The following is a 25,459-nucleotide window of genomic DNA, read 5'->3' as shown; positions in this document are numbered from 1 at the left end:
GGTTAGAGTGAAAACTGGATACCTCCGGTAATGGCCAGCAATGGAGGAAATACGGGCGCCGGCAGCGGCATAGGGAAGCCTACAGGATTGTACTGCAGCGTTTCCGGGTCAAAACCTTTGTAGCTGGTGATGGTCAGCAGGTTCTGGCCGGTAGCAAATATCCTGCAATTCCTGATGTTGGCTTTTGAAATCCATTTCTCCGGTAAATTGTAGGAAAGGGTTACGTTCCTGAGCCTGATGAATGAAGCGTCTACCACCTTTGCGCTGGAGTTTACATAATAGTTTTCATAAGAAGCATACGATGCAGAACCTGTGCTGGTGCTCGGTGTAAAACGGCGGTCCATGACCCCTTCAATCTGGTTAGCTATCAGACCGGGGAAGCTCGTTGGCGACAGTCCGTCTTTCTTTACAAAGTTCATAAATACATCCAGCTGAAAATTCCCAACCTTAAAGTTATTGCTAAAACCTCCGTAGAATTTGGGGTCCGTGCTGCCGGCAATAATGTAGTCGCCCATACCATTTACTTTTAACCCCGGACTGATCTGACCATCGCCATCAAGGTCAGCCACCTGAGCGATGCCATTCTCAAAACCGGCAAACTGGTATAAGGTCATACTATTCAGCGAGTACCCGATGGCGTAACGACTGGCGTAGGAAGAGCCGGAGAGGCCGGGGTAGGCGAGAAGTTTGTTTACAGAAGTGCTGATGTTGAATGCGGCATTCCAACTGAAGGAGTTCTTGTTTATTGGGGTAGCCCGGAGTTCAAATTCCCACCCCTCATTTTGCACCAGTGCATCCAGGTTGGCTGTATAACCTGTAAAACCCGTTTGTCCACTTAATGGATAGTACGACAACAGGTTGCCGGAACGATTCCTGAACCATGCGGTATTGAGCATAAGCTTATCGTTGAAGAAACCGAGCTCTAATGCCAGCTCCATCTTTCTGGTGGTCTCCCAACTGTAATCGTCATTTGCGATGCCACTCGGCAAGATGCCTGGGTTATTGCCGTAAGGTGTACCGGTGGATCCATAGGTTTCCAGGTATCCGTAGTTCCTGATCTGGTCATTGCCAACAGTACCATAACTCGCCCTCAGCTTTCCGAAACTCAGCCATTCCGTATTTTTCAGGAAGGGCTCTTCGGTAAACAGCCAGGCTGCGCCCAGAGAGCCGAAAGTTCCGAATTGTTTCCCCGGACCGAACCTGGACGATCCATCTCTGCGGAAGGTTCCGCTAAGGATATACTTGCTGTCCCAATTGTAAACGGCTCTCCCGAAAACAGAAGCAAACCGGTACTGCGAGCTGGAGCTGGTCTGATAGTAGATCATTCCTGCAGAGCTATAGTTTTCCAGCAGGGCATCAGAAGAAAACATCCCTGCCGATACGTAATAAGGTTGTTTATTTTCCCTGAACTGGTAGGTGCCCCCTAGGGTCGCATTGAGCTTACCCTTGCCCAGGACAGTATTGTAGTCGAGCTGGGGTTCTGCGAGATAAGTGTTATTGGTGTTGTTGGTATAACTTCCACCACCACCTGAGATGCTGCCCAGGCTTGGGTTTCTGGCCGATCCGGGGTAGATGGCAATGGCATCCTGTGATACTGAATTCTGTCCAACATTGACCTTCAACCTAAGATTGGAAAGGATGTTGTACTGTAATGCCGCATTGATGACGAAAGTTTTAGAAGTGTTCTTTCCATAATTTCTCAACAATGCAATTGGGTTAGTACTGAAAGCAGGATGGAAGTACAGGGTGCCGTCAGGATTGTACAAGGGATAGTTGTTGGGATAAGTAGTTGTGGTATTGGTCAGGTCAGTTGCAGGCATCCTGTTGAGGTCGCTGGAGTAGATGGTGGAAATTTCGGCCCTCAGCTTGCCATTGTCAGAAGTATGGAATGCCTTTCCGTGGAGGGAACCACGGCGGTAGCCAAAGTCGGCAGGGTACACTGTGCCTTCATTGCGATACGAGCCACTGAGGTACAGTCCGTTGTTGCTGTTCCCGCCGGATAATGCAATGTTTGCTTCCGTCTGTGGCGCAGTATTGCCGAGCAGGTATTTCTGGTAATCAGTGTCCCCATTCTGGTCCCACAGCACCAGGTCTGGCGCATTGATGGCTGTAGGGGTGATGTTGTCGTTGGCAAAAGCGGCCTTGCGCAACGCAAGGTAATCTGCTGTGCCCAATGATGAAGGGTACTTGCGTATTTTTGACATCCCTGTAAATACGGTTCCGCTCAGGGTCGTGGCTCCGGATTTCGCATATTTGGTGGTGATGATGATGACGCCATTCGCTCCCCGGGCACCATAGATGGAGGTTGCATCTGCATCTTTGAGCACTTCAATGCTCTCAATGTCTTTGGGGTTGATGGCATTGAGTGGGTCGGAACTGCCATTGCCCTGTTCGGAAGTGTAAATGTCACCCGACTGCTCTACAGGATTTCCGTCAAACGGCACGCCATCAATAATGTATAAAGGTACCGTGCCGGATGTAATGGAATTTTTTCCACGGAGTGCGACCTGCGACGACGCACCCGGCATCCCGCTACCCTGCTGGATGAAGAGGCCGGGGACCATACCCTGAAGTGCCTGCAGCGGACTGCTGACGGACTGGTTTTGAATGTCTCCACCTTTTACTGTTGCCACTGAGCCGGTGTTGAACCTTTTTGTAGTGGTGCCATAACCGATCACCTGTACCTGGTCCAGTTCGGAGTTAGTGGTCTTCATTACGATGTCACGGATGTGATCCGATGCCTTTACATAAATGGTTTCATAGCCCGTATAGCTGACAACAAGGATCGCAGCTTTGTCTACGCCCAGCATCCTGAATGTACCATTCTGCTGGGAGATAACCGACTGTTTTGTGCCTTTGATGGTGATGGTGGCGCCTGGCAAAGGTTTGCCTTGTTCATCTAAAATGCGCCCCTGTATGTCATCAAATGCTGTTGATATTGTCGTTTTGAAAATGTCAAAGATCCCAGGTTCCTTTTCTTTGATGATGATCGTTTTTTCATTGATGAGGTATTCCAGATTTTTGTCGTTGATACATGTTCTCAATACCTCAGCCAGGCTGGCATTTACAAAAGCAACAGACAGCCTTTTGCTGGCATTCAGCTCTTTGGATTTCCAGATCACGCTATATCCGGTTTGTCGACGGACCTCCTTGAAGATCGAAGCAATGTTAATGCTGCTGCGCTTCAGGTTGATCTTTTGTGCCTTAGTGCCGGCGCTAACCTGAAGCATCGTCACGATAAGGAGAAAAGTGGTTAGTTTCATAATCCTCAAGGATTTATCGGCGTAGGCGACAAGCGTGCACCTAAAATTTGTTTGAATTTTGTACATTTGATGGTTTAGGTCTGGTTAAAATTGTTTCTTTTTTTACCACGTAAAAAGGGCCTGAATAATTGCCGGGGATGTTCACAGCATTCCCGGTTTATATTCTTTTGCAGGATGTTACGGGCCGGATCTGTGTTGTTTTTTCATGTGTTGGTTTTCGTCGGTTTAGTTGATCAATTGAATGGGTGGCAAATTATTGGTAAACAGTGGTTTATTCCTCTGATACGGTAATCTTGTCGGCAGAAATCCGGAACTTTACGGCGCCCATCTGCTCAATCTTGCTAAGAATCTGAGAGACATTTGAATACCTGGAGATCGTCCCGCTGTACAATATCGATTTTACAGATTCATCGCTGAATACTACCGGTACGTTATACCACCTGGAAATGTCCTGCATGATGACATCCAGGCGTTGGTCATTGAAATAGAAAAGTCCCTCTTTCCAGGCGATGGCGTCGTCTGCGTCTACCTCTGTGACGACCGACAGGTTGTTGTCGCTAGACAACTGCTGACCGGGTTTTAAAGTTTTTTTGAGGCCCGGGCGACCTAAGTTGCTTACTTCAATGCTGCCTTCCAGTAAGGTGGTCTGCCTGACTGCTTGTCCGGGGTAGGCTTTCAGGTTAAAGTGAGTACCGAGTACCCTGACCTCTTCTGTCTCAGTAATCACCTTAAAAGGTGATCTTGCATTTTTATGTACTTCAAAATAAGCTTCTCCCGATAGTTTCACTATCCGCTCGCCCGCAGCGTTAAAGGAAACGGGGTAGCTTAGTGATGATCTGGCATTGAGCCATACGGTCGTTCCATCCTGGAGTATGATTTTATAGTTCTGCCCATTTCCGGTATGGAGGGTGTTTTGCTGATTGTCCCGACTGTCTGCATTTTCTGTGATGCGGTAAATCAGGTGGCCATCTTTTCCCCCTGAGATGTTTACACCAGATTCTTTGGCGATTTCCGGATTAGCGGAATCATTAAGGACAATCTTGCGACCATCAGATAAAGTCAGGATGTTTTCACCGGTAGCTGGTGCAAAATCATGGCTGTATACGGGATGATCATCTTTGCGCTGTGGGTTCCTGATGAAAAATACCATCATCCCGAGGATCAGCATGGCAGCTGCAGTGCTTGCGATTCTAATCCAGACCGGTCGCTTGAGTACAGGTTGCTGGTTCTGGCGCAGCCGCCCAAGGATCTCCTTTTCTATCTGGTCATAATCAAGGACTGCGAGTGGTGCCTCAGCATTTTCTGTAGCTTGGATGTACCAGGATTCCAATACTGCATCTTCTTGTTCGGAACTTTTTCCGGAAAGGTGCTTTTTGATCAGATCTCTTGCTTTTGAGTAATCCATGTTCCCGCTTTTTATAGTATAGTAGGTTAATGGAAGCTTTTGTGTAAGATCGTTTTGAAAAAAAAGATGGAAAGATGGAAAATGTTAGAAATAAATGGTGAAAATGGGTGTTCCAAGTTTATTTCTTAAAATTTTTAAGGCGTTGTTGATTTGTTTTTTTACCGTGTTGTCGGAAATGTTTAGTTTTTGTGCGATCTCCAGATAACTGAGGTTTGCTTTTCTGCTCAGCTCAAAAATTTCTCTCATCTTAGCTGGTAATGCGGCGATTTCTTTTTCAATGATGACTTCCAGCTGTTTCTCTCTCACCAGGTGATCTGAACTGTAATTGTTCTCTGCAATGAAATGCTCCAGAGATTCGAGATAGCCGTTTTTTACCTTCTGTCGGTCTATGAGGTCAAAGACTTTATACCGGATCACTGCATACAGATATGCGGATAGGGAGGTCTTCAGTACCAGTGTTTTGCCGTCTTTCCAAAGAACAGCAAATGCATCCTGTACCAGGTCCTTTGCCTCCTCGTCATCCTGTAAAATCCTTCTTCCATGATTAAAGAGCAATGCCCAGTAACGGTGGTAGATTTCCTCATAAGCCAACCTATCTCCTTGCTGGAAGTGGTCGAGTAATGCAAAGTCAGATAGCTGTCGGTAATCGGTCATAAGATATGGCTACCGAATCTACATAAATATTTATAGAAGCGAAAAGAATAAACGGATTGCGTCCGCTATTCTGATTTGATCAATCATTTCTGCTAGAACGGATGTTCCTGTGCATTTCTTAACCGTATTGCTTCTTCTGTTCTTGGAATGAAATTGTCTTTCACATTTATTTCGGCAGTGGCCTGAACTACTTCAATAAAGGGACGTAACTTTTTGTTATAGTCCAGAAATGCCAATTCAAAATTTCCGTTGTGCTGTTGTAACGAATCAGCCAGAGCAGCCGCTCCTTTCACCGAGAGGGAGGCTCCCATACCCGCTGCAGGTGAGGCACAGTACGCGGCATCACCCACTAAGGCTACCCTGCCTTTTGTCCAGCAAGGCATTTTAATCTGGCAGAATTTATCAAAATAGAAATTGTCTGAATTTAATGTTTCTTCCAATAGTGCTGCCGTTCTCCAGTTTTGTCCGGAAAACTGCTCTTGAATGATCTTCTTCTGCTGATCGATATCCCGATAATCATGAAAGATCTCATCTTCTGATACGAAGCCAAAGATGATATCCGTTTTGCCGTGGTACGCATTCAGTGTTATGGCTTTATCGGGCACATTGTACATCTGCATGGTCTTTTCAGGGATCAGCAATTTGTTCACGGTGGTAATGGAAAAATAGGCCTGGAGAAAATGTGCGTAGGCCGTTTCAGGGCCGAATGCTATTTTTCTGATGCCGGAATGTGTACCGTCACAGCCAATTACAAGGTCGAAATGACGTGGTGCCCCCTCCTTGAAGGAAACTTTGAGGTACGCTGTTGTTTCTTCTAAGCCGGTAACACTGTTCCCAAAGAGGAATTCCACCTCGTCTTTTATGCGCCCCAACAGAATGTTGATGAACTGATCTCTTTCTATTTCAATTTCATCGTCCGGGAGTGCTGAGCTTTCATTTTCCAGTATGATGGATCCTGCGGTGGTATCATCTGCATTTTTAAAGGAAATCTTCTCTACATTTAACCGGTTGGCCTTTAACTGGTCAAAGATCTCCATACGCTTCGCGACGTCAACGGTGTCTCCACGCAGATCTACAGCTGCACCGGCCGTACGTGGTGCTTTTGCAAGCTCGATGACGGTAACTTGATAACCTAATCTGTTCATCCAATAGGCGGTTGAAAGCCCTGCTATACTTGCGCCGGATATGAGGATGGTATTTTCTTTTGAGATTTTCATTTTCGGATTGATTTGATCCTGCAAATCAACGACCGATCCTTGGCTTATAAAATGTTGAAACGGGGTGGGTATTGGACTATTCGGAGTTTTTGTTCCTAAAGGCCAGCGCAGTCATCCCCGTAATCTTGCTGAACAGACGTGAGAAGTAAGGGTAGTCGTCGTAACCCAAGGTCACGGCAATCTCTTTCACAGATTTATCAGAATGATAAAGCAGTCGTTTGGCTTCCAGGATGACGCGATGTTGTATGTGGTGCGAAACGGAATGACCTGTGGCACTCCTGACGCATTCGTTCAGGTAGGAAGGCGTCAGGTTAAGTTCCCTTGCATAGGCAGCCGGGCTTCTTTCTACGTTGTAATTCCGTTCGAGATTTTCTCGAAAGGCTTTGGTGACGGTATCAAATCTCGAAATTTTATCTTTTGATCGTTTAGAATCCAGATACGGTGAAATCATCAGCGCGATCAATGCATTGCAGCTGTCTTTTAAAAAAGAATGATATAACCGGTCTTTTTTCAACTTAGAAACTTTGATACATAAGGACATGGTTTCCTGAATCATCGAAAATGTCTCTTCTTCGAGTAGCCATGGTTTCGCAGGCGTCATTTCCAGTAGTAATTTCAAGTAATCAGGATTCAGTTTTTCTTCTGTGACCGACAAGCTACCGACAGTGACATCTTCGGCCGCACGGGCATAGTGTACCTGATCAGGATGAACGTAGGTGACCGAGGGTGCTTCCACCAGATATTGTTGAAAATCGATTTCCAGGGTAATGCGGCCTTTTTCAAGCAAGAAGAAAGAGTGCCCATCGTGACGGTGTGAATGCCTGCCGTCCTCAGGTAAATCTGCCGTTGCTTTAGGTGCCTCACGGAGATCTTTAAACGACATTCTTTCAATAGAAATGCCGGTTCCGAAATCATCGGACATTGTGTATACGGGAATGGATTTTGACTTTTTACGCATAGCTACCGGATTCAAAGGTATTGATTATTAGCGATTCTGAATCAACTGGTATTCCTCATCACCATAAATTGCACTCAACCTATGAACCGGCTGCAGAGATTGACCCTCCGGTTCAATAATCTTTAACCACGAAAATTTTAGTACCGCAATCACTCCCACAATTCTTGCCGCCAAGCGGCGTGCTTTCCTTGGCTTACAGGTCTAATAATCTTCTGTGATAATTGATCTGCCCAAGGTGATATCCCAGATGAGCTGCAAGATGAATGAGCATAAAGCCAGTGGAACTGCCTCCTTCCACGACTTTAACGGCAGGGTAGTCCCGGTTTAGGTCATCTTCTGTTAGATCGTTGAGGGTGTCATTAACCATTTGTATCGTCGCCTCAATCTTATGTACTAGTTCGGCCCTTGGGACATCCTTTAGTGAGAACTCTAACGGCCTATCTCTAATGTATTCCGTTTTGCCCAGCTCCTTGCCAATATAGGTATTCAGATTCCCAACAAGGTGTAAACATAGGTTTCCCGCCGAATTGGATATATTATGGTCTGTCAGCCAGATGTTACGTTCATTCTGGTATTGTTCGATTTCTGTCTGTAACTTTTTCAGGTCTCTGCTGAAGATGGTCTTCAGTGATTCTTTTAACATGTCTATTATTTAGGAGTTTAAGGTCGGTAGAAATGTTTAATTATTTTTTAACGAGTTCTACAACGGCAATTTCACCCATGGCAGAATTGGAAGAGATCTGGAACATGATTTTTCCCTTTTCATGGTTCAATGCATAGAATCTGGCAGGTTCATTATATGGATCGGCCACCATATGATTGTAAATTGTCATATCATCATCTTTGTTGAGAAACTCTTTTTGAGCTTGATTGATTTTAAGTTTGGCGAGTTGCTTTGCGCCAACGCTATCGAGGTATTTTTCAATGCTGGTGTCAAACTTGTACTGGTTCCAATCGGCTTCTTTGTCCTTCATGCTGAATTTAAGCCTCGCCACCTTTCCCTCCGCATTGTAGAATGAATTTCCAGTGAACATGATCAGTTTATTGAAATCTTTGAGGTCGGAATAACCTGTTTTTGATTCATCATATCCACCCTTATCCTGAATAAAGAAGCCTTCGGGTGCGGTGAGATAAGGGAATGTACCAATATTTGCTGTGGAGCTCTGGACAGTGCTCCAGTCAAAGTCCTCGAACTTTTCAGTTGTTGCAGCAGCGGGAGCCTCTGTAGTTGTAGTTACCGCAGCTGCAGAATCCTGATTCGTTTCTTGTTTTTTGTCCGAGTTGCCGCAGGCAGAAAGGGTAGAAACGAACACAAGGCTACAAAACAGACTTGTTAGCTGAAGTTTAGATTTAATATTGAGGAAGTTCATAGAATGATGGTTTGTTTTAGTTAAACTTGCTTACAATTATCGTGCTCGGTGAATACAAAGTTCCAAAGATTCTGAAATATTATACAGCTGATACGACAATTTCATAAATGAGCTCAGATCATTTTAGCACCCGGCACTTTGTCAGGTAAACCTGGAGTTGGGTCGCGAAGGCGGAGTTCGGTTTTTAATCGGTAATTGTTCGGGTTTTGTTCGCTATTCACAAGGGGTTGACAAGGTACTCACAAGGTGTTCAGATATCCCGTGTAAGGTATATGGATATATAAAAGCGATAAAAAAGCCTGTTGAATGTGCCTTAAAGGGCGAGGTATACCTTGTCAACCTCCTCAATTTATAGCTAAAACAATTCCGATGTGATGAAAAATAAAAAAGCCTCCGGGGAGGAGGCTTTATTGCTGGTCGTCTAACCATGCAATTATAGGGATAATTATAGGAGGGCATCGCAATCAGGCACTCAAATCAGTTGTAATTTTCAGATTTCTTCAGTGCCATTTATCTTTATTGATATTAACTCTAATGTAGAAAAAATATTCTCTAATTGTACAATATTTTGGTTAATTACTGCAAAATAGCTTCACAGGACTGTTAAACGAGGATGTTGTCTGGTTCCGGAACTGCTATTAATTCCGTCAGGCGCTAAAACGTTTCTGTGCTTTTTGCCAGTTTACTGTTTTTGTATCCGTATAAGAAGTAAACCACTAACCCTACAATCAGCCAGATGCCAAAACCAATCCAGTTGGAGATGCCCAGTTCGCACATCATGTACAGACAGCTGATCAATCCAAGAACAGGGATCAGCGACAGGTTTTTCGTCACCGAGTAATACATAATCACTACACAGATAAACAGGAAGATCCACATTGGGATCTTGTGTTTAAACAACCCCCAGCCATGCTCAAATTTCTTTTCCGTATCCACCGATGACCTGCTCATGAATTCTTCATATTGGGCAGCCGACAAGCCGCTTAAGTAATCTGCAGCATCTACATTTCTGGCAATCACATTTACCTTTTTCTGATCGTCTACAATCTGTTGTTTTACCGACGTCAATTCATTTGCATCCAGGCTGGTGATGAAATGCACCGGCTCGTATACTTTCTGCTCATTAAAAAGGAAAGCTTTGGTTTCCTGCTGATACCAGGTGAATGCCGCAGCCAACATCCCGATAAACATCAGAGGAACAATGTATTTCGCGTTGACATAAGGAATCCTGAATTTACCCCTCTGTATGTTCGGTTTGTTCTGCAGTACCAGTACCCCTGCGCAGACCAATACAAACGCGAACAGCGTGCCTATGGAACAAAGGTCTGTTACAATGGTCAGGTTCATGAACAAGGAAGGGATGGCCACAACAAAACCCACAACAATGGTGGCAAAGGAAGGTGTTTTATACTTAGGGTGGATCTTTGAAAATGACTTTGGTAGTAAACCATCGCGGCTCATGCTCATCCAGATTCTCGGTTGTCCCATTTGAAATACCAGCAATACACTGGCCATGGCAAAAACAGCGCTGACAGCAATGATACCGCTCATGAGCTTCATGTCAATCTGATCAAACACAAAAGCAAGAGGGTCACCAACCGCAAGCAGTTTATAGTTCACGATCCCGGTAAGCACTAGGGCAATAGCCACATACAAGGTCGTACAAATGATAATGGCCCACATCATTCCCCTTGGTAAATCGCGCTGCGGGTTTTTACATTCTTCAGCAGTAGTGGAAATGGCGTCAAAACCGATATAAGCAAAGAACACTGCAGATACCCCCTTAAGTACACCTGATACACCATTGGGTGCAAAAGGGTTCCAGTTGTCTGTATCTACATAAAAAATGCCTACGGACAACACCAATAGGATTACTGCAAGCTTCACGATCACCATGGCATTGCTGGCGTTCTTGGATTCCTTCATGCCACGATATACCAGCCAGGTGATAAAGATGATGATGGCCAGGGCCGGCAGATCTGCCACCAGATGAAATCCACCAATCTGTGGAGCCGTAATCCAGGCATTATTGGCAATTCTGGTCGCCTCATCCAGGTTGGCAAAATTCTTACCCGCGTTAACAAGTGCATCCGCATGGATGTGCCCGTTATAAGCTGTCAGATAATCCATCGTAGTCCAGTCTGGCAGATGGATACCGTTGATGTTCAAGGCCGGTATTCGTATGGAGGAGAGTAGCCCAGTAAAGTAATCAGACCAGGAGATCGCGACGGTGATGTTGCCTATGGCATATTCCATGATCAGCGACCAGCCGATGATCCAGGCTACGAGCTCTCCGAAGGCGACGTAAGAATAGGTGTAGGCACTTCCAGATACTGGCACCATAGAAGCGAACTCTGCATAAGCAAAGGCCGCAAAGCTACAGGCGACAGCGGTGAAGATAAAAAGAAAGATCACCGCGGGGCCGCCATCGGCACTTGCCTTACCAATGGTGCTGAAAATTCCGGCACCAATGATGGCGGCAATACCAAATGCAGTAAGATCGCGCAATCCCAGCGTCTTATGTAAGGAAGTTCCATGTTCGCCATAGCCTTTTGCGGCATCTTCAAGTATTTTAGCGATGGATTTCTTTCTAAAAAGTTTTTCGAACATAGAATGGTGGGCTTTTTTGAGTTTGTTTAGTCAAACATATAAATTTCCGGATAAACTCTTACCCTAATTTCTGTAATTCGTCCTTTACAAAGCTGGCAAGTTCTTCGATATAGTCTACACTGAAGTCAAACTTGATTCCAGCAGTCTCATAAATCTCATTTATGGGTTTTGTATAACCTAAAGAGAGTGCCGCAAGGTATTTTGTGAGCGCCTGATCCGGATTTTCCTTAAAGTTCTTCCAGATGGCGATCGCACCAAGCTGTGCGATGGCATATTCGATGTAATAAAAAGGAACTTCAAACAAATGCAGTTGTTTTTGCCATAAGTTGCCAAACTCCTGCTCCTGACCGTCCCAGTTTGAAAACCCTGCGCCGAAGCGCGTATAGATCTGCTTGAAAGCCTCTTCTCTGTCGGCGGCATTGTGCCCTGGGTTGGTATAGATCCAGTGCTGGAACTGGTCGATCACCGCCACCCATGGCAGCGTTTTCAACACATCCTGCAGTTGTTCTCTCTTGGCGCGAAGCAGGTCTTCTTCATTGTCGAAGTAGATGTCCCAATGGTCCATAGAGATCAGTTCCATGCTCATGGATGCCAGCTCCGCCACCTCTGAAGGGCAGTGTTTGAAGTCGTTAAGCTCCAGGTTTGCCGTCAGGAAAGTATGCACCGCATGGCCACCTTCATGTACCATGGTCGTAAGATCTCTTAATGAATTGGCAGAGTTCATGAAAATGAAAGGTGCACCGGTTTCTGCCAGGGGGTAGTTGTAGCCACCCGGAGCTTTACCCTTCCTGCTTTCCACATCAAAAAGATTGTTGGCTTTCATGATCGACAACATCTGTCCCAGCTGTGGATTGATCGCATTGAAGCAGTCAATACTCTTCTCAATCAGCTCCGAGCCGTTTTTGAAGGGTTTCAATGCCGGCTTGCCGGTCGTGCTCACTTCCATGTCCCATGGTTTTAGCATCTCCAGTCCGAGTGCTTCTGCACGTTTCTCAGACCGCTCACGCAGGATCGGCACGACCTCTTTTTCTATCGCTTCATGAAAGTCATAACAGTCTTTCGGTGTATAGTCAAAACGTCCCAATGCCTGGAACATGTAATCTCTGAAGTTCTCAAATCCGGCATTCAGGGCCACCTGGTGACGCATGGCGATCAGCTCGTCAAAGAGGATGTTCAGGTCGTCCTTATCTACCAGCCTGCGCTGCTGGATGGTTTCCCAAGCCTCCTGGCGTACTGCCCTGTTGGTGTCTTTGATGAAGTTGGAGGCCTGCTCCAGCGTATATTCCTGATCGTTGATGATGACGCTCATGGCGCCGGTTGTAGCCTGGTATTTTTGCTGGGTCACCTGTAGTTTGGTGAGCAGTTCCACGTTTTCATCCCTGTAGATCTCCAGGGATTTCCTGATGGCACGGATGTAAACGAAATATTTTTCCTGATCCAGCTCCTCAATAAAGGGGCTGTCGTTGAACTTTTGGTTCAGCTGGTTGGCAATAGGGGAGATCTTAGGCTCGATCTCCGTAGCGAAATACTGAAAGTTTTTCACGAGCTCCTCATTTGCTGTATCACAGCTCATGCGGATGTACCTCCAGGCAAAATCTTCTTCCAACGCTGCTTCCAGCTCACTTTTGTCCTTTAGCCATTGCTCCAGCTCCTGCACATTTTCAATAGGACGGGCCAGCAGCTCCTCGAGGATCGGCTCCAGGTTATCCCAGGTGATTTCCAGGTTCTGAGGGATGTAAATTCTTTTTTTCTTGGGTATGCTCAGGTTGATCATAAGATTAGAAGTGATAGTTTGTTCTTAAAAAGGCGTCAATAAGGAAACAGATGGCAAATACTGCAGAAGCATAACCGTTTGCAGTGGCAAAAGCACGGTTCACCCTGCTGATGTCGTTCGGTTTTACCAACAGGTGCTGATAGATGAGCATGATGCAGAAGAAAACCACACCCACATAATAGAACCAGCTGAAGTTGTGCGGTGTCAGCAGGATCGGGATGAACACGCAGAGGGCCGAAAATACATGCAGGACTACCGACAGGCGTAAGGCATTTTTGATACCCAGGGTGGCGGGAATGGAATGTAGCTTTTCACCTCTGTCGAAATCTTCATCCTGCAGCGCATATATGATGTCGAAACCCCCGGTCCAGAACAATACCGCGAAGGAGTAGAGTACTGGAACGATGCTGAAAGCGCCGGTAACGGCAATATAAGCACCGATAGGAGCCAGGGAAAGACCAAGGCCAAGTACCATATGGCACAATGCAGTAAACCTTTTGGTGTAGCTGTAGAAGAGCACGACAAATAATGCTACCGGCGACAGATAAAAACAAAGGTTATTGATAAAGTACGTGGTGATGATGAACAACACACAATTGATGATGACAAACAGCAGCGCTTCATTGGCGGAAATCCTTCCCGCGGGAATATCACGCATTTGCGTACGCGGGTTTTTGGCGTCAATGTCCCGGTCGAGGTACCTGTTGAAGGCCATTGCCGAATTTCGGGCAAAGACCATGCAAAGGATCACGGCAACAAACAGCCACCAGTTGAAAGGGCTCGAGGTGGTGGTGACCCCCAGAAAAAAGCCGATCATCGCGAAAGGCAATGCAAAAATCGAATGGGCGAACAGCACCAATGAAAAATACTTCTTCATGTATGGATGAACTTATAAGTCTGTATGGTTATCTAGGATAGGCATGGCAAAGTCAAGGTTGACATCAGAGATGAACTTCAGCACTTCATCACGGCCCAGGGCTTTCTCCGCAGAAGTGACGAAATAAGGTGGGATCTCTTCAAACCATCCTCCAAGGGCCTTCTTGAAAGCTGCCACGTTCTGGTCGGTTTTCACCTTCGATTGCTTATCGGCCTTGGTGAAGATCAGCGCAAAGGGGATCTGGATCTCTCCCATCCAGCAGCAAAACTCAAGATCGATCTTCTGCGGCTCCAGCCTGCTGTCGATCAGCACAAACACACACTGCAGGCTTTCTCTCTTGGTGATGTAGTTGCGGATGAACTTTTCCCATTTCTCGCGGCTGTTTTTGGATACCTTGGCATAACCATAACCCGGTAAATCGACGATATACCACTTCTCATTGATCAGAAAATGGTTGATGAGCTGTGTTTTTCCTGGCCGCTGTGAAGTCTTTGCCAGTCCGTGCTGGTTCACCAGCATATTGATCAGGGAGGACTTTCCTACGTTAGAACGCCCGATAAAGGCGTATTCCGGCATGTTGGCAACAGGCAGCGCTGAAACCTTTGTATTACTGCAAATAAATGTTGCTGATTTTATAATCATTTGACAAAGGTAGAAAATTAGTTTTCAACAATACTTATCTTTGCCGCTTACCATGAACGAAAAGATTACTCCTTACCAATCCGAGACTGCAACAAAGAAGGAACAGGTTGCCAGCATGTTTAATAACATATCGGGTACTTACGATTTCCTGAATCACTTTATGTCTTTGGGCATTGACATCTTATGGCGAAAAAAGGCGATCAGGATGCTCAAGTCCATACAACCAAGGGTGATGCTGGATGTAGCTACAGGTACCGGCGACTTCGCTTTTGAGTCGATCAAGATCCTGAAACCGGAGAAGATCGTCGGCGTGGACATCTCCGAGGGGATGCTGGATGTAGCCCGTAAGAAGATTGCAGAGCGGAACCTGGGGTCGGTATTTTCAGTGCAACTGGGGGATTCTGAAGGGCTGCAGTTTGATGACAATCATTTTGACGCCATCACGGTGGCCTTTGGAGTGAGAAATTATGAAAACCTGGAAAAGGGTATTGCTGATATGTTCCGCGTATTGAAACCCGGCGGAAAAATCATCGTACTGGAATTCTCAAAACCAAGGAAATTTCCAATCAAGCAGCTGTACAACTTTTACTTTAAATACGTTACTCCGGTATTTGGAAAGATATTTTCAAAAGACAACAGGGCTTATGAATACCTGCCGGAATCGGTTGCTGCTTTTCCTGATGGGGAAGCTTTTAACACGCTGATGACCAAAGTGGGCTTTAAGCAGGCTACAGACATCAGGCTTACCTTCGGCATCTGCGCCATCTATACGGGAACGAAATAAATAAAGCCAATTGAGTATATTGTGTCCGTCGTCCATCGGAAGAAATAAAGAAATTACCAGATGAAATTAAAAAGCCTGCTCTTTTGTTCTTGTTTTTTAGCGGTCATGACGGCTAAGGCTCAGAATTGGGGCGGCGGTATTGACGATACTGACCTGCACTTTGGATTTACCTTTCAATACATTTCCTCGGAATACAAAATCCTGAAGAAGCCCTACTGGAGGTCTGCTTTTCCGGATCCGGAGCGCAGCAGTGACATACCTGATTCTTTGAGGTCTATTTCTTCAGCTGGATCGCCGGGTTTCGGGATCGGATTTGTGGTAAACCAGCGCATCAACGACAACATGGACCTGCGACTGACGCCGGGGTTGGTGTTCAACGACCGCATCTCGAGGTATGATTTTGAAGATGGTACCTTTGCGGGCCTTCCCTTTGAGCGTAAAACACAGACCACCGTGGTGGAGCTTCCCCTGAGCCTTAAGCTGAAGTCCAACAGAAGAAACAACTTCCGTGCATACATGATGGGAGGGGCGAAGCTGTCCACCGACATCTCTTCTAAAAAGAAGTCAGACAACAGCCTGGTGACCGACCCGATGGAGAAGTTCCTCAACAACCGGCGCAACTTCCTTTCTTATGAAGGAGGAATCGGCTTTGACCTTTACTTTGAATACTTTAAGATGTCGCCGGAAATAAAGCTGTCGTACTCCATGAAGAGCCTTCTGAAAGATGAAGCTCCGCACATCTACTCTTACCCGATTGATAAATTAATGTTGCGTCACGTGACTTTCAGTTTATTTTTTGAGTAGTAGCGCTGTTAAAAAAAAACATAGCTTTGTTCAGCAATCGGTATCAATAAAGAATAAAAAATGAAAATCGCATTAATTACGGGAGCAACGTCAGGTATTGGCGCTGCATGTGCACATTTGTTTGCCGCTCAGGGATATCAGCTGATCCTGGTGGCCAGAAGAGAAAACCTGCTGACGACCGAGGCGAAACACCTTGCAGATAAGTATGCGGTGGAAGTGAAGACGCTGGTAGCGGATGTAAGGGTGCAGGAGGAACTGACCAGTGGCCTTGAAGCGCTGCCGGAAGAATGGAAAAGTGTGGATGTGCTGATCAACAATGCCGGACTGAGCCAGGGACTGGACCCGATTGATAAAGGGGATACCGGCGACTGGGACCGGATGATTGATACCAACGTGAAAGGATTGCTTTACGTGACCAGGATTGTCTCCAACTGGATGACTACCCATAAAAAAGGACACATCATCAACATTGGCTCTATCGCGGGACAGGAAGTTTACCCGAATGGGAATGTCTACTGTGCGACAAAACACGCAGTGGATGCCCTGAATAAAGGAATGAGGATCGACCTGCTGCCTCATGGCATCAAGGTGACGGCCATCAACCCGGGAATGGTGGAAACAGAATTCTCCAAAGTCCGGTTTAAAGGGGATGAGGACCGAGCGAAACAGGTGTATGACGGACTGGAGCCTTTAATGGCCAACGACATCGCCGAAGCCATCTGGTTTGCAGTCAGCCGTCCTGCACATGTCAACATTAACGATATGCTGATCATGCCTGCAGCACAGGCAACAGCTGCAATTGTAAAAAGGAATTAATTCAAAGCTGAAAATATAATGATATCAACTACGATAGATCAGGAGATCAAAAAAGCAATGCTCGCAAAAAATGCGGTGCAGTTGAGGGGCTTAAGAGCGATCAAAGCCGCTTTGTTACTGGCAAAAACTGAAAAAGGTTCGACAGAAGAAATTACAGAAGAAACCGAATTGAAAATCCTGCAGAAGCTGGTGAAACAGCGTAAGGAGTCGGCCGACATCTATAAACAACAAGGCCGTGAAGACCTGAGTACCGTGGAAGAAGAAGAGATTGAGGTGATCAGCGGTTTCATGCCACAGCAGCTGGACAAGACAGAGATTGAAAAAGTAGTGACCAAGATTATCGCCGATTCTGGTGCTTCCTCTGTGAAGGACATGGGAAAGGTAATGGGACTTGCAAATAAGGAACTTGCCGGAAAGGCAGATGGTAAACTGATTGCCGAAGTGGTGAAGACGCAATTGGCATAGAATGTGCTGATTATTTGTGTGTTTAAACCTACGTTCGAAAAATTATGTTTTAAATTACATTAATTTTAATTTACTCTACTAACTTAGTAGCATTACCTTACTTAACACTTAATATGAAATACGAAGTAATAGAAGAAGATGGGTTTAAATATATAGAAGCTGGAAAAGGTGAGACCCTGGTATTACTTCATGGTTTAATGGGCGAATTGAGCAACTGGGAAGCCACGATTGATCATTTCAAAGCCAACTATAATGTGTTGGTTCCTATACTCCCGATTTATGAATTGCCGATCCTGACCTTAGGTGTAAAGAGTTTATCGAAATACATTAACAAATTCCTCAAATTTAAGAAGCTGGGCCAGGTAGTGCTGATCGGAAATTCACTGGGAGGGCACGTTGGCCTGGTATTTACTGTAGCGCATCAGGAACATGTAAAGGCATTGGTGCTGACGGGCAGCTCTGGTTTATACGAGAATGCTTTTGGCGGTTCCTTTCCGAAACGTGAAAATTACGAGTATATTCGTGAGAAGGTTGCATTTACCTTCTACGATCCTGCAACAGCCACCAAAGAACTGGTGGATGATGTGTTTAAAACTGTGAATGACCGCTCACGCGTGATCCGCATCCTGGCATTGGCCAAGTCGGCAATCAGGCACAACATGTCCAAAGACCTGTCCAAGATTACCATCCCCGTGTCTTTGATCTGGGGAAAACAGGATAAGGTAACACCACCGGATGTGGCTGATGAGTTTCATGAGTTGCTTCCCAATTCTGAATTGAACTGGGTAGATCAATGTGGGCACGCCCCGATGATGGAGCGCCCGGTAGAATTTAATGAATACCTGGAGAAATTTTTAAATAGAATATTACTGAAATAATGTTTGCATCTGAACTCATATCGAACGTCATCCCCGCACTGAAAACCTCTGACACTGTACAGAAGGCTTTGGAAAGGATGACTGAGTTCAAATTGTTTCACCTGCCCATCGTTAATGACAACCTTTTCCTGGGCCTCCTGGCTGAAGAAGAACTGATTGAAGTCCGGTCGGCAGATCAGGAAATCAGCAGCCTGCCCTTATCCATCCTGAACCCTTTTGTCTATGAAGATGCTCACGTATACGACATCATCAGGCTGTTTAACCAGCTGCAGCTGTCGATTGTACCGGTGTTGGATTATAAAAAGAATTACCTCGGACTGATTACTGTAAACAGCCTTCTGGAATATACGGCCGATATTTATGCGGTTAAAGAACCTGGAGGGATCATCGTGCTGGAAATCAGCAACCGCAACAACAGCCTGGCACACATGGCGCAGATTGTGGAAGCGGACAATGCGCAAATCCTCTCGTCTTACGTACAATCATTTCCTGACTCTACGAAGATCGAAATTACCCTTAAAATCAATAAAACCGAACTGTCGGGTATCATCGCTTCTTTTGAGCGGTACAACTACCAGGTGAAAGCTGTGTTTAACAGCACCATTTCTGACAATGGCACCGAAGACAGATATAATTCATTTATGAATTATCTAAACGTCTAATCCCAATAAATGAGAACTGCAATTTACGGTAGAGCATTCAACAACAGTGTCTTACCTCATGTACAGGAGGTGTTTGATGCGCTTGGCGACCTCAATATTCCCATTCTTGTTTATCAGGAATACCTTGATTTTATAAATGATAAAATTAAACTTCCGGAAGGAGTTGCCGGCTTTACTGACCACGCAGGTCTGGTAGGGCAGGCGGATGTACTCATCAGCCTTGGTGGTGATGGGACGCTGCTCGATACGCTATCGCTTATCCGGGACTCCGGAATCCCTGTCATCGGGATCAATTTCGGCAGGCTGGGTTTCCTGGCCAGCATCAACAAAGATGAAATCAGAAAGGCCATTGTGGCCCTTCAAAATAAGGAGTTTTCCCTCGACAAGCGTTCGCTGCTGAGCCTGGAATCTAAACACCACCTTTTTGGAGAAGAGAACTTCGCTTTGAATGACATCACCATCCACAGGAGGGATAAGTCAGCGATGATGATTATCCATGCCTATATGAATGATGAGTTTGTGAATTCCTACTGGGCGGATGGGCTGATCATTGCCACGCCTACTGGTTCTACAGCATATTCGCTGAGCTGCGGCGGTCCCATCATCTTTCCTAGTTCCCAGAATTTTGTGATCACCCCCATTGCGCCGCACAACCTGAATGTACGCCCTGTGATCATCCCTGACGATGTGTCGCTGACCTTTGAGGTGGAGGCAAGGAGTGCGAAATTCCTGGTTTCCTGCGACTCCAGAACGGAGACGGTAGACCGCTCAGTAAAAATAACTTTAAACAAAGCAGGTTTTCATGTAAATTTGATCAGGCTCAATAACGAAAGCTACCTGAAGACGTTAAGGAATAAATTACTGTGGGGTATAGATACCCGGAACTATTAAAATGGGATACAAACAACGGATTTTCTCTCTTCTTGCCATTTCCTTCATTTGGGCGGATGTCTCTGCGCAGAACCTGGAGCTGGGGCTGATGGGGGGAGGAGCCGGTTACATCGGGGATCTCAATCAAACCAATCACTTTAAACTCAGTGGCATTGCCGCCGGTGCTTTCGTGAAGCTTAACCTCGACCCTTACTGGGCGGTAGGCTTGCATTACAACTTCGGCAAGATCAAAGGGGACGACCTGGACTCAGAAAATGAGCAGTTCCGCAACCGTGGACTGAACTTCAGCACGGCACTCAACGAGGTGACGGTGCAGGTAGACTTTAACTTTCTGGAGTACTTTGCTGGTGGTGGTACAAAACGCATCACCCCTTACCTGTATACCGGGCTTGGAGGTGTGTTTTTTAGTCCGCGTGCAACCTATGTCAACCCTGAAACGGAGCGTGCCGAAACCTTCAGACTTAGGTTTTACCGCACCGAAGGGCAGCCGCAGCCTTACCGTAATTATGCACTGACGGTTCCTTATGGGGCAGGGGTTAAAGTCCGGCTAAAAGAAAACTGGGGCCTGTTTTCCCAGATCGGTTACCGCACTGCCTATACTGACTATCTGGATGATGTAGGCAACAGGTATGCGGATCCGGCAAACTGGCCGGCAGACGATTCGATACAATTGAGGGCTACGCGTAACTTGCTTTCAAATCCCTCAGGCTCAGCTGATGGCCTTCCGGGGCGGCAAAGAGGCGATTTTAGAAAAAGAGATACATATATGTTTGTAGGTATTGGCATATCTTATACCTTTGTGTCCCAAAAATGTTATACATTTTAAGCATATTTGCATTTATAAATGGGATTTAAAGAACAAATTGACACAACACGGCTGCCGGAGCACATTGCGATCATCATGGATGGCAATGGTCGATGGGCAAAAAATCAAGGTAAATTCAGACATTTTGGCCATGAAAGCGGTGTGTTATCATTAAAGGATATCGTGGAAGGATGTGCAGATATTGGCATTAAATACCTTACTGTGTATGCATTTTCCACTGAAAACTGGAATAGGCCTCCTGAAGAAGTCAACATGCTGATGGAACTGCTCATCTCCACCATCAACCAGGAAACACCAACACTCAACAAGAACAACATCAGACTGAATGCCATCGGCGACATTGCTTCACTTCCGCAGAAGTGTATCGATGACCTCAAAAGCGCAATGGACAATACTGCCGGCAATACCAGATGTACGCTTACCCTGGCGCTGAGCTATAGTGCGAAATGGGAAATCCTGGAGGCCGCAAGGAAACTGGCGAAAAAAGTTAAAGATCAGGAAATCAATATTGATGAGATTACTGAAGAAAACTTCGCCAGCCAGCTGACCACTACAAACATCCCTGATCCGGAGCTCATGATCAGGACCAGCGGGGAACACCGGGTGAGTAATTTCCTGTTATGGCAGATGGCTTATACAGAGCTTTATTTTACCGAAACCCTTTGGCCTGACTTCAAAAGAGAAGACCTTTTTGAGGCCATCGTAGACTACCAAAAGCGCGAACGCCGCTTCGGTAAAATTAGTGAACAATTGAACTAATTTTACTTTTAACACTTTTTAACATGTGTTTAAATTAACTTAGCATCGATTTTTAGATTGTAAATGAAAAGAATATATCAACTCATATTATTGTTATTGATCGGCTTACCGTCAATGGCACAGATCCGTCCCAAGTCCAATCCCGCAACTCCTTCATTAAAAGTTAATGGTACGGACCTGGATTATTTTAACCCCAAAGAGTATACCATCGCTGATGTTACCCTGACCGGGACTAAATATCTTGACAAAGACGTGATCATCACCCTCTCCAAACTGATTAAAGGAGACCGCATCGTGCTCCCTGGAGAAGCTACTGCCAATGCCATCAAAACGTTATGGGAGCAGGGCCTGTTTGATGACATCCAGCTGGACATCACCAAACTGACTGACGACTCTGTGTATTTTGATATCCAGGTGGTGGAACGCCCCCGTCTGACTTCTTTTGACATCAAAGGGGTGAGCAAGTCCCAAAGGACCGACATCCTCGAAAAACTGAACGGAAAAGCCGGCAAGTCCATCATCAATGATAATTTGTACAATACAACAACCTCGACCATCAAAAAGTTTTTGCTTGAGAAGGGATATTTCTTTACCTCAGTGTCTTACCAAAGTAAACCTGATCCTAATGAGGAGAACAATGTGATCCTGGAGGTGAATGTGGACAAGGGCAGAAAGGTGAAAGTTCATGAGATCAAGTTTACGGGAAATCAGGACTTCAGCGCGGCCAAACTGCGTAAGTTCCTGAAGAAAACGCATCAGCAGGCTTTCTATAAGATTTTCGGTTCCGGAAAGTTCAACAAGGAGAAATATGATGAGGATAAAAAGACGCTTGTCGCGAAAATGCAGGATAAGGGATACCGCGATGCGACCATCCTTAAAGACAGTATCTATCAGTACAATGATAAGTCGGTAGGCATCAAGATAGACCTTTTTGAGGGGCCGAAATATTACATGGGTAACATCAACTGGGTAGGTAATGCCAAGTATAAAGCGGACTTCCTGGAGCGTGTGCTTGGTATTGAAAAAGGAGAGGTCTTCAGCGAAGAGAAATTAGAGAAAAAATTGAGAGGTAGTGCAAGTAGTGATGACGTATCCAGTCTTTATCTGAATGATGGTTACCTGACGTTCAACGTGGATCCGGTACAAACAAGGATCTATGGGGATACTATCGACGTAGAGATGCGCATTTATGAAGGTCCTCAGTATGTGAACAACCGCATCACAGTAAAAGGTAACACCATTACCAACGACCGTGTGGTACGTCGTGCGATCCGTACAAAACCGGGAGAGTTCTTCTCTAAGGAATTGCTGATCCGTACCGTGCGTGACATCGGCCAGCTGGGTAACTTTGACGAGTCGAAAACGAACCCTGTGCCTAAACCGAACCCGGCAGATGGAACAGTAGACATTGAATACACCGTAGAAGAGAAACCTTCGGATCAGGTGGAGCTTTCTGGTGGTTTTGGTGGTGGTAACATCATCGGTACACTCGGATTGACTTTCAATAACTTCTCATTGAAAAACCTGTTCAACGGAACGGCTTACAAACCGCTTCCTAAAGGTGACGGGCAGAAGCTGAGCTTACGTGGACAGACGAATGGTAAATACTACCAGTCTTACAGCTTCTCCTTCTCGGAGCCATGGTTGGGTGGTAAAAAACCAGTCAGCTTCGGGGTGAGTGCCTTCACGTCATTGCAGTCGAATGGTTATAAAGATGACAACATCAATCAGCAGCGCATCAGGTTAAACGGGGTAACTGTAAGTCTGGGTCGTATGTTGAAGTTCCCGGACAACTACTTCCAGCTGACACATGCAGTGAGCTTCCAGCAGTACATACTGAACAACTATCCGGGGTATAAATTCAATACGGGTACCTCATATAACATCAGCTTATCACAGGAGCTGAGCAGGGATTCCAGGGACTCCCCAATTTTCCCTGTTGGTGGTTCTTACTTCAGGTTTACGATCCAGGCAACACCTCCGTATTCCCTGCTGAACAAAACCAATTATGAGACCGCTTCTGATAAAGAGTTCTATAAATTTACAGAGTACCACAAATGGAAATTTGAGGGACAATGGTTCCACAAACTTGCTGGTAAGTTTGTCGTAAAAGCACAGGCACAGTTCGGATTCCTGGGGTCGTATAACAAAGCGGTTGGTGATCCTGCCTTCGAGCGTTTCAAACTGGGGGGTGATGGTATGCAGGGCTTTGACTTCCTGCAGGGTTCAGAGCTGATCGCGATGCGTGGTTATGCCAACAACTCGGTAATTCCTGATGGATCTAACGTGCAGATCGCACAGCAGTCCGGTAGCCCGATCTTTAGTAAGTACGTGGTGGAATTGAGATACCCGGTGATTGCGAGCCAGTCGGCCACGGCCTTCCTCGTTGCCTTCGCTGAGGGTGGTAATACCTGGAACAACTTCTCTGAATTCAATCCTTTTAACGTAAGAAGGTCTGCTGGTTTTGGTGCCAAGATATTTTTACCGATATTTGGATTGCTGGGAATCGATTACGGTATTCCGTTTGATAAGATTCCAGGTGTTACGGATGGTGGTAAACAGTCCTTCACCTTCAGTATTGCACAGCAGCTCGGAGGATTTTAATTTTGAAGAATATGAAGAAATATATTTTAATCTGCTTTTTGATGTTCACCTGCATGGGCGCTTTCGCACAGAAGTTTGCCTATGTGGATACCGAATATATCCTGAAACATCTGCCGGAATACAAATCTGCATTAAGCCAGCTGAACGTATTGTCGGAACAATGGCAGGGACAGGTAGACAACAATTTTGTCGAGATCGACAAAATGTATAAAGCGTATCAGGCAGATCAGGTATTGCTGACTGAAGACATGCGCAAACGCAGAGAGAACGATATCATTGAAAAGGAAAAAGAAGCGAAAGATTTTCAACGCCGCATTTTTGGTCCGGACGGAGAACTGTTCCAGTCGCGCACCAAACTGCTGAACCCGATTCAGGATAAAGTGACAAAAGTAATTGCTGATGTGGCCAAAGCGAAGTATCTTGACTTCATCTTCGACAAAAGCAGTGAAGCAACAATGATGATCTATGCCAGCAGCAATTATGATGTGAGCAACGATGTGATCAAACAGCTTGGCTACAAACCAGGTACTTTAGTAAAATAGACAAACACACAAATAAGTAAAAACAATTAATAAGACAATTAGAGATGAGAAAGTTAATTAACGCATTTTTTGTAGCAGCGGGCTTATTGTTTACTGCAAACATTGCAAATGCACAACAGAAATTCGCACACCTGAACTCTGCAGAAATTATTGAAGCGATGCCAGAAGTTAAAGATGCGAGAACCAAACTAGAGGCATTCGGGAAAACGAAACAGGCTGATATCGAGAAAATGATCTCCGAGTATCAGGTGAAGCTACAGGCAGCTGAAGCGAAACAAAAAACAATGAGTGAAGCCAACAAAGAAGTAGTAGGTAAAGAACTACAGGCCGCAGGTGTTGAACTTCAGGACCTGCAGAAACGTATCGAAGATGCAAGGGCTAAAGCACAACAGGAAATGGAAGCTAAAAATGCTGAGCTGTTCAACCCAATTCAGGTGAAAGCTGATGCAGCCATCAAAGCTGTTTCTAAAGAAAAAGGATTTGCTTACGTTTTTGATACTGCAAATCAGGCTTTGGTATACTGGGAAGGTGGTGATGACATCACCGCAACAGTGAAAGCTAAATTGGGTATCTCTGCTACAGCAGCAGCCCCTAAGAAATAATTAGAATTAAAATATTAAATTGCGGGATGGTGTTACGATACGCCATCCCGTTTTTT

23 protein-coding genes are annotated in these 25,459 nt (G+C 45.5%); 12 read left to right on the top strand and 11 right to left on the bottom strand.

Going from position 1 to position 25,459, the window contains the following annotated elements; genetic code table 11:
- Positions 1-2 precede the first annotated feature (2 nt).
- From PBAL39_RS15075 to yihA, 11 genes are all read right to left on the bottom strand, one after another.
- Positions 3-3,263: a SusC/RagA family TonB-linked outer membrane protein gene (locus PBAL39_RS15075; RefSeq protein ID WP_157274043.1), complete on the bottom strand. Its 3,261-nt coding sequence runs from the start codon at positions 3,261-3,263 to the stop codon at positions 3-5.
- A gap of 271 nt (positions 3,264-3,534) precedes the next feature.
- Positions 3,535-4,668 carry a FecR family protein gene (locus PBAL39_RS15070; protein ID WP_008243011.1) on the bottom strand — a complete coding sequence of 378 codons (1,134 nt, stop codon included), beginning with the start codon at positions 4,666-4,668 and terminating at the stop codon, positions 3,535-3,537.
- An 84-nt stretch (positions 4,669-4,752) separates the two neighbouring features.
- Positions 4,753-5,322: an RNA polymerase sigma factor gene (locus PBAL39_RS15065; protein WP_008243009.1), complete on the bottom strand. Its 570-nt coding sequence runs from the start codon at positions 5,320-5,322 to the stop codon at positions 4,753-4,755.
- A gap of 92 nt (positions 5,323-5,414) precedes the next feature.
- Positions 5,415-6,539: an FAD-dependent monooxygenase gene (locus tag PBAL39_RS15060; protein ID WP_039866727.1), complete on the bottom strand. Its 1,125-nt coding sequence runs from the start codon at positions 6,537-6,539 to the stop codon at positions 5,415-5,417.
- 76 nt (positions 6,540-6,615) lie between these two features.
- Entirely contained in the window at positions 6,616-7,497 is an 882-nt protein-coding gene (locus PBAL39_RS15055) for a helix-turn-helix transcriptional regulator (protein ID WP_039866725.1), read from the bottom strand.
- Positions 7,498-7,690: 193 nt separating this feature from the next.
- Positions 7,691-8,140, bottom strand: coding sequence for a DinB family protein (locus PBAL39_RS15050; protein WP_008243004.1), 450 nt, complete (start codon positions 8,138-8,140; stop codon positions 7,691-7,693).
- Between the two features lie 40 nt (positions 8,141-8,180).
- Positions 8,181-8,867 (bottom strand): hypothetical protein, encoded by a 687-nt coding sequence (locus PBAL39_RS15045; protein WP_008243002.1) that lies wholly within the window; start codon positions 8,865-8,867, stop codon positions 8,181-8,183.
- A gap of 654 nt (positions 8,868-9,521) precedes the next feature.
- Positions 9,522-11,477, bottom strand: a complete 1,956-nt coding sequence (locus PBAL39_RS15040) for an amino acid permease (protein WP_008243000.1) — start codon at positions 11,475-11,477, stop codon at positions 9,522-9,524.
- A 58-nt stretch (positions 11,478-11,535) separates the two neighbouring features.
- Complete coding sequence (locus PBAL39_RS15035; protein WP_008242998.1) at positions 11,536-13,251, bottom strand: M3 family oligoendopeptidase; 1,716 nt, start codon at positions 13,249-13,251, stop codon at positions 11,536-11,538.
- A 4-nt stretch (positions 13,252-13,255) separates the two neighbouring features.
- A complete protein-coding gene (locus PBAL39_RS15030; RefSeq protein WP_039866724.1) occupies positions 13,256-14,128 on the bottom strand; it encodes a UbiA-like polyprenyltransferase in 873 nt (290 codons plus the stop codon).
- A gap of 12 nt (positions 14,129-14,140) precedes the next feature.
- Positions 14,141-14,770 (bottom strand): ribosome biogenesis GTP-binding protein YihA/YsxC, encoded by a 630-nt coding sequence (gene yihA, locus PBAL39_RS15025; protein ID WP_008242992.1) that lies wholly within the window; start codon positions 14,768-14,770, stop codon positions 14,141-14,143.
- Between the two features lie 52 nt (positions 14,771-14,822).
- Between yihA and ubiE the strand changes: the two genes are divergently transcribed.
- The 12 genes from ubiE to PBAL39_RS14965 all read left to right on the top strand — a co-directional run bounded on the left by ubiE (position 14,823) and on the right by PBAL39_RS14965 (position 25,403).
- Entirely contained in the window at positions 14,823-15,554 is a 732-nt protein-coding gene (ubiE, locus tag PBAL39_RS15020; protein ID WP_008242991.1) for a bifunctional demethylmenaquinone methyltransferase/2-methoxy-6-polyprenyl-1,4-benzoquinol methylase UbiE, read from the top strand.
- 60 nt (positions 15,555-15,614) lie between these two features.
- Positions 15,615-16,358 carry an outer membrane beta-barrel protein gene (locus PBAL39_RS15015; protein ID WP_039866722.1) on the top strand — a complete coding sequence of 248 codons (744 nt, stop codon included), beginning with the start codon at positions 15,615-15,617 and terminating at the stop codon, positions 16,356-16,358.
- A 60-nt stretch (positions 16,359-16,418) separates the two neighbouring features.
- Positions 16,419-17,174 (top strand): SDR family NAD(P)-dependent oxidoreductase, encoded by a 756-nt coding sequence (locus PBAL39_RS15010; protein WP_008242987.1) that lies wholly within the window; start codon positions 16,419-16,421, stop codon positions 17,172-17,174.
- Positions 17,175-17,192: 18 nt separating this feature from the next.
- Positions 17,193-17,639: a GatB/YqeY domain-containing protein gene (locus tag PBAL39_RS15005; protein ID WP_008242985.1), complete on the top strand. Its 447-nt coding sequence runs from the start codon at positions 17,193-17,195 to the stop codon at positions 17,637-17,639.
- 113 nt (positions 17,640-17,752) lie between these two features.
- The gene (locus PBAL39_RS15000; protein WP_008242983.1) at positions 17,753-18,517 is read left to right on the top strand and encodes an alpha/beta fold hydrolase; all 765 of its coding nucleotides are present in this window, start codon (positions 17,753-17,755) and stop codon (positions 18,515-18,517) included.
- Positions 18,517-19,179, top strand: coding sequence for a CBS domain-containing protein (locus PBAL39_RS14995; protein WP_008242981.1), 663 nt, complete (start codon positions 18,517-18,519; stop codon positions 19,177-19,179). The genes PBAL39_RS15000 and PBAL39_RS14995 overlap by 1 nt, the downstream gene beginning before the upstream one ends.
- 9 nt (positions 19,180-19,188) lie before the next feature.
- Positions 19,189-20,070, top strand: coding sequence for an NAD kinase (locus PBAL39_RS14990; protein WP_008242979.1), 882 nt, complete (start codon positions 19,189-19,191; stop codon positions 20,068-20,070).
- Between the two features lies 1 nt (position 20,071).
- Positions 20,072-20,896, top strand: coding sequence for a DUF6089 family protein (locus tag PBAL39_RS14985; protein ID WP_008242977.1), 825 nt, complete (start codon positions 20,072-20,074; stop codon positions 20,894-20,896).
- 18 nt (positions 20,897-20,914) lie between these two features.
- Positions 20,915-21,655 (top strand): isoprenyl transferase, encoded by a 741-nt coding sequence (locus tag PBAL39_RS14980; protein WP_008242976.1) that lies wholly within the window; start codon positions 20,915-20,917, stop codon positions 21,653-21,655.
- A 63-nt stretch (positions 21,656-21,718) separates the two neighbouring features.
- A complete protein-coding gene (gene bamA, locus PBAL39_RS14975; protein ID WP_039866721.1) occupies positions 21,719-24,259 on the top strand; it encodes an outer membrane protein assembly factor BamA in 2,541 nt (846 codons plus the stop codon).
- A gap of 11 nt (positions 24,260-24,270) precedes the next feature.
- Positions 24,271-24,801, top strand: coding sequence for an OmpH family outer membrane protein (locus PBAL39_RS14970; protein ID WP_008242972.1), 531 nt, complete (start codon positions 24,271-24,273; stop codon positions 24,799-24,801).
- A gap of 44 nt (positions 24,802-24,845) precedes the next feature.
- A complete protein-coding gene (locus PBAL39_RS14965) occupies positions 24,846-25,403 on the top strand; it encodes an OmpH family outer membrane protein (RefSeq protein WP_008242970.1) in 558 nt (185 codons plus the stop codon).
- Positions 25,404-25,459 lie beyond the last annotated feature (56 nt).

Origin of the sequence: Pedobacter sp. BAL39 (assembly GCF_000170795.1) — a bacterium.
In the GTDB taxonomy this organism is placed as follows: domain Bacteria; phylum Bacteroidota; class Bacteroidia; order Sphingobacteriales; family Sphingobacteriaceae; genus Pedobacter.
This window is presented reverse-complemented; position numbering and strand designations above follow the sequence as displayed.

Excerpts from the sequence above, each read along its gene's own strand:
- PBAL39_RS15075 (WP_157274043.1), bottom strand. The coding sequence starts at position 3,263 with ATGAAACTAACCACTTTTCTCCTTATCGTGACGATGCTTCAGGTTAGC.
- PBAL39_RS15070 (WP_008243011.1), bottom strand. The coding sequence starts at position 4,668 with ATGGATTACTCAAAAGCAAGAGATCTGATCAAAAAGCACCTTTCCGGA.
- PBAL39_RS15065 (WP_008243009.1), bottom strand. The coding sequence starts at position 5,322 with ATGACCGATTACCGACAGCTATCTGACTTTGCATTACTCGACCACTTC.
- PBAL39_RS15060 (WP_039866727.1), bottom strand. The coding sequence starts at position 6,539 with ATGAAAATCTCAAAAGAAAATACCATCCTCATATCCGGCGCAAGTATA.
- PBAL39_RS15055 (WP_039866725.1), bottom strand. The coding sequence starts at position 7,497 with ATGCGTAAAAAGTCAAAATCCATTCCCGTATACACAATGTCCGATGAT.
- PBAL39_RS15050 (WP_008243004.1), bottom strand. The coding sequence starts at position 8,140 with ATGTTAAAAGAATCACTGAAGACCATCTTCAGCAGAGACCTGAAAAAG.
- PBAL39_RS15045 (WP_008243002.1), bottom strand. The coding sequence starts at position 8,867 with ATGAACTTCCTCAATATTAAATCTAAACTTCAGCTAACAAGTCTGTTT.
- PBAL39_RS15040 (WP_008243000.1), bottom strand. The coding sequence starts at position 11,477 with ATGTTCGAAAAACTTTTTAGAAAGAAATCCATCGCTAAAATACTTGAA.
- PBAL39_RS15035 (WP_008242998.1), bottom strand. The coding sequence starts at position 13,251 with ATGATCAACCTGAGCATACCCAAGAAAAAAAGAATTTACATCCCTCAG.
- PBAL39_RS15030 (WP_039866724.1), bottom strand. The coding sequence starts at position 14,128 with ATGAAGAAGTATTTTTCATTGGTGCTGTTCGCCCATTCGATTTTTGCA.
- yihA (WP_008242992.1), bottom strand. The coding sequence starts at position 14,770 with ATGATTATAAAATCAGCAACATTTATTTGCAGTAATACAAAGGTTTCA.
- ubiE (WP_008242991.1), top strand. The coding sequence starts at position 14,823 with ATGAACGAAAAGATTACTCCTTACCAATCCGAGACTGCAACAAAGAAG.
- PBAL39_RS15015 (WP_039866722.1), top strand. The coding sequence starts at position 15,615 with ATGAAATTAAAAAGCCTGCTCTTTTGTTCTTGTTTTTTAGCGGTCATG.
- PBAL39_RS15010 (WP_008242987.1), top strand. The coding sequence starts at position 16,419 with ATGAAAATCGCATTAATTACGGGAGCAACGTCAGGTATTGGCGCTGCA.
- PBAL39_RS15005 (WP_008242985.1), top strand. The coding sequence starts at position 17,193 with ATGATATCAACTACGATAGATCAGGAGATCAAAAAAGCAATGCTCGCA.
- PBAL39_RS15000 (WP_008242983.1), top strand. The coding sequence starts at position 17,753 with ATGAAATACGAAGTAATAGAAGAAGATGGGTTTAAATATATAGAAGCT.
- PBAL39_RS14995 (WP_008242981.1), top strand. The coding sequence starts at position 18,517 with ATGTTTGCATCTGAACTCATATCGAACGTCATCCCCGCACTGAAAACC.
- PBAL39_RS14990 (WP_008242979.1), top strand. The coding sequence starts at position 19,189 with ATGAGAACTGCAATTTACGGTAGAGCATTCAACAACAGTGTCTTACCT.
- PBAL39_RS14985 (WP_008242977.1), top strand. The coding sequence starts at position 20,072 with ATGGGATACAAACAACGGATTTTCTCTCTTCTTGCCATTTCCTTCATT.
- PBAL39_RS14980 (WP_008242976.1), top strand. The coding sequence starts at position 20,915 with ATGGGATTTAAAGAACAAATTGACACAACACGGCTGCCGGAGCACATT.
- bamA (WP_039866721.1), top strand. The coding sequence starts at position 21,719 with ATGAAAAGAATATATCAACTCATATTATTGTTATTGATCGGCTTACCG.
- PBAL39_RS14970 (WP_008242972.1), top strand. The coding sequence starts at position 24,271 with ATGAAGAAATATATTTTAATCTGCTTTTTGATGTTCACCTGCATGGGC.
- PBAL39_RS14965 (WP_008242970.1), top strand. The coding sequence starts at position 24,846 with ATGAGAAAGTTAATTAACGCATTTTTTGTAGCAGCGGGCTTATTGTTT.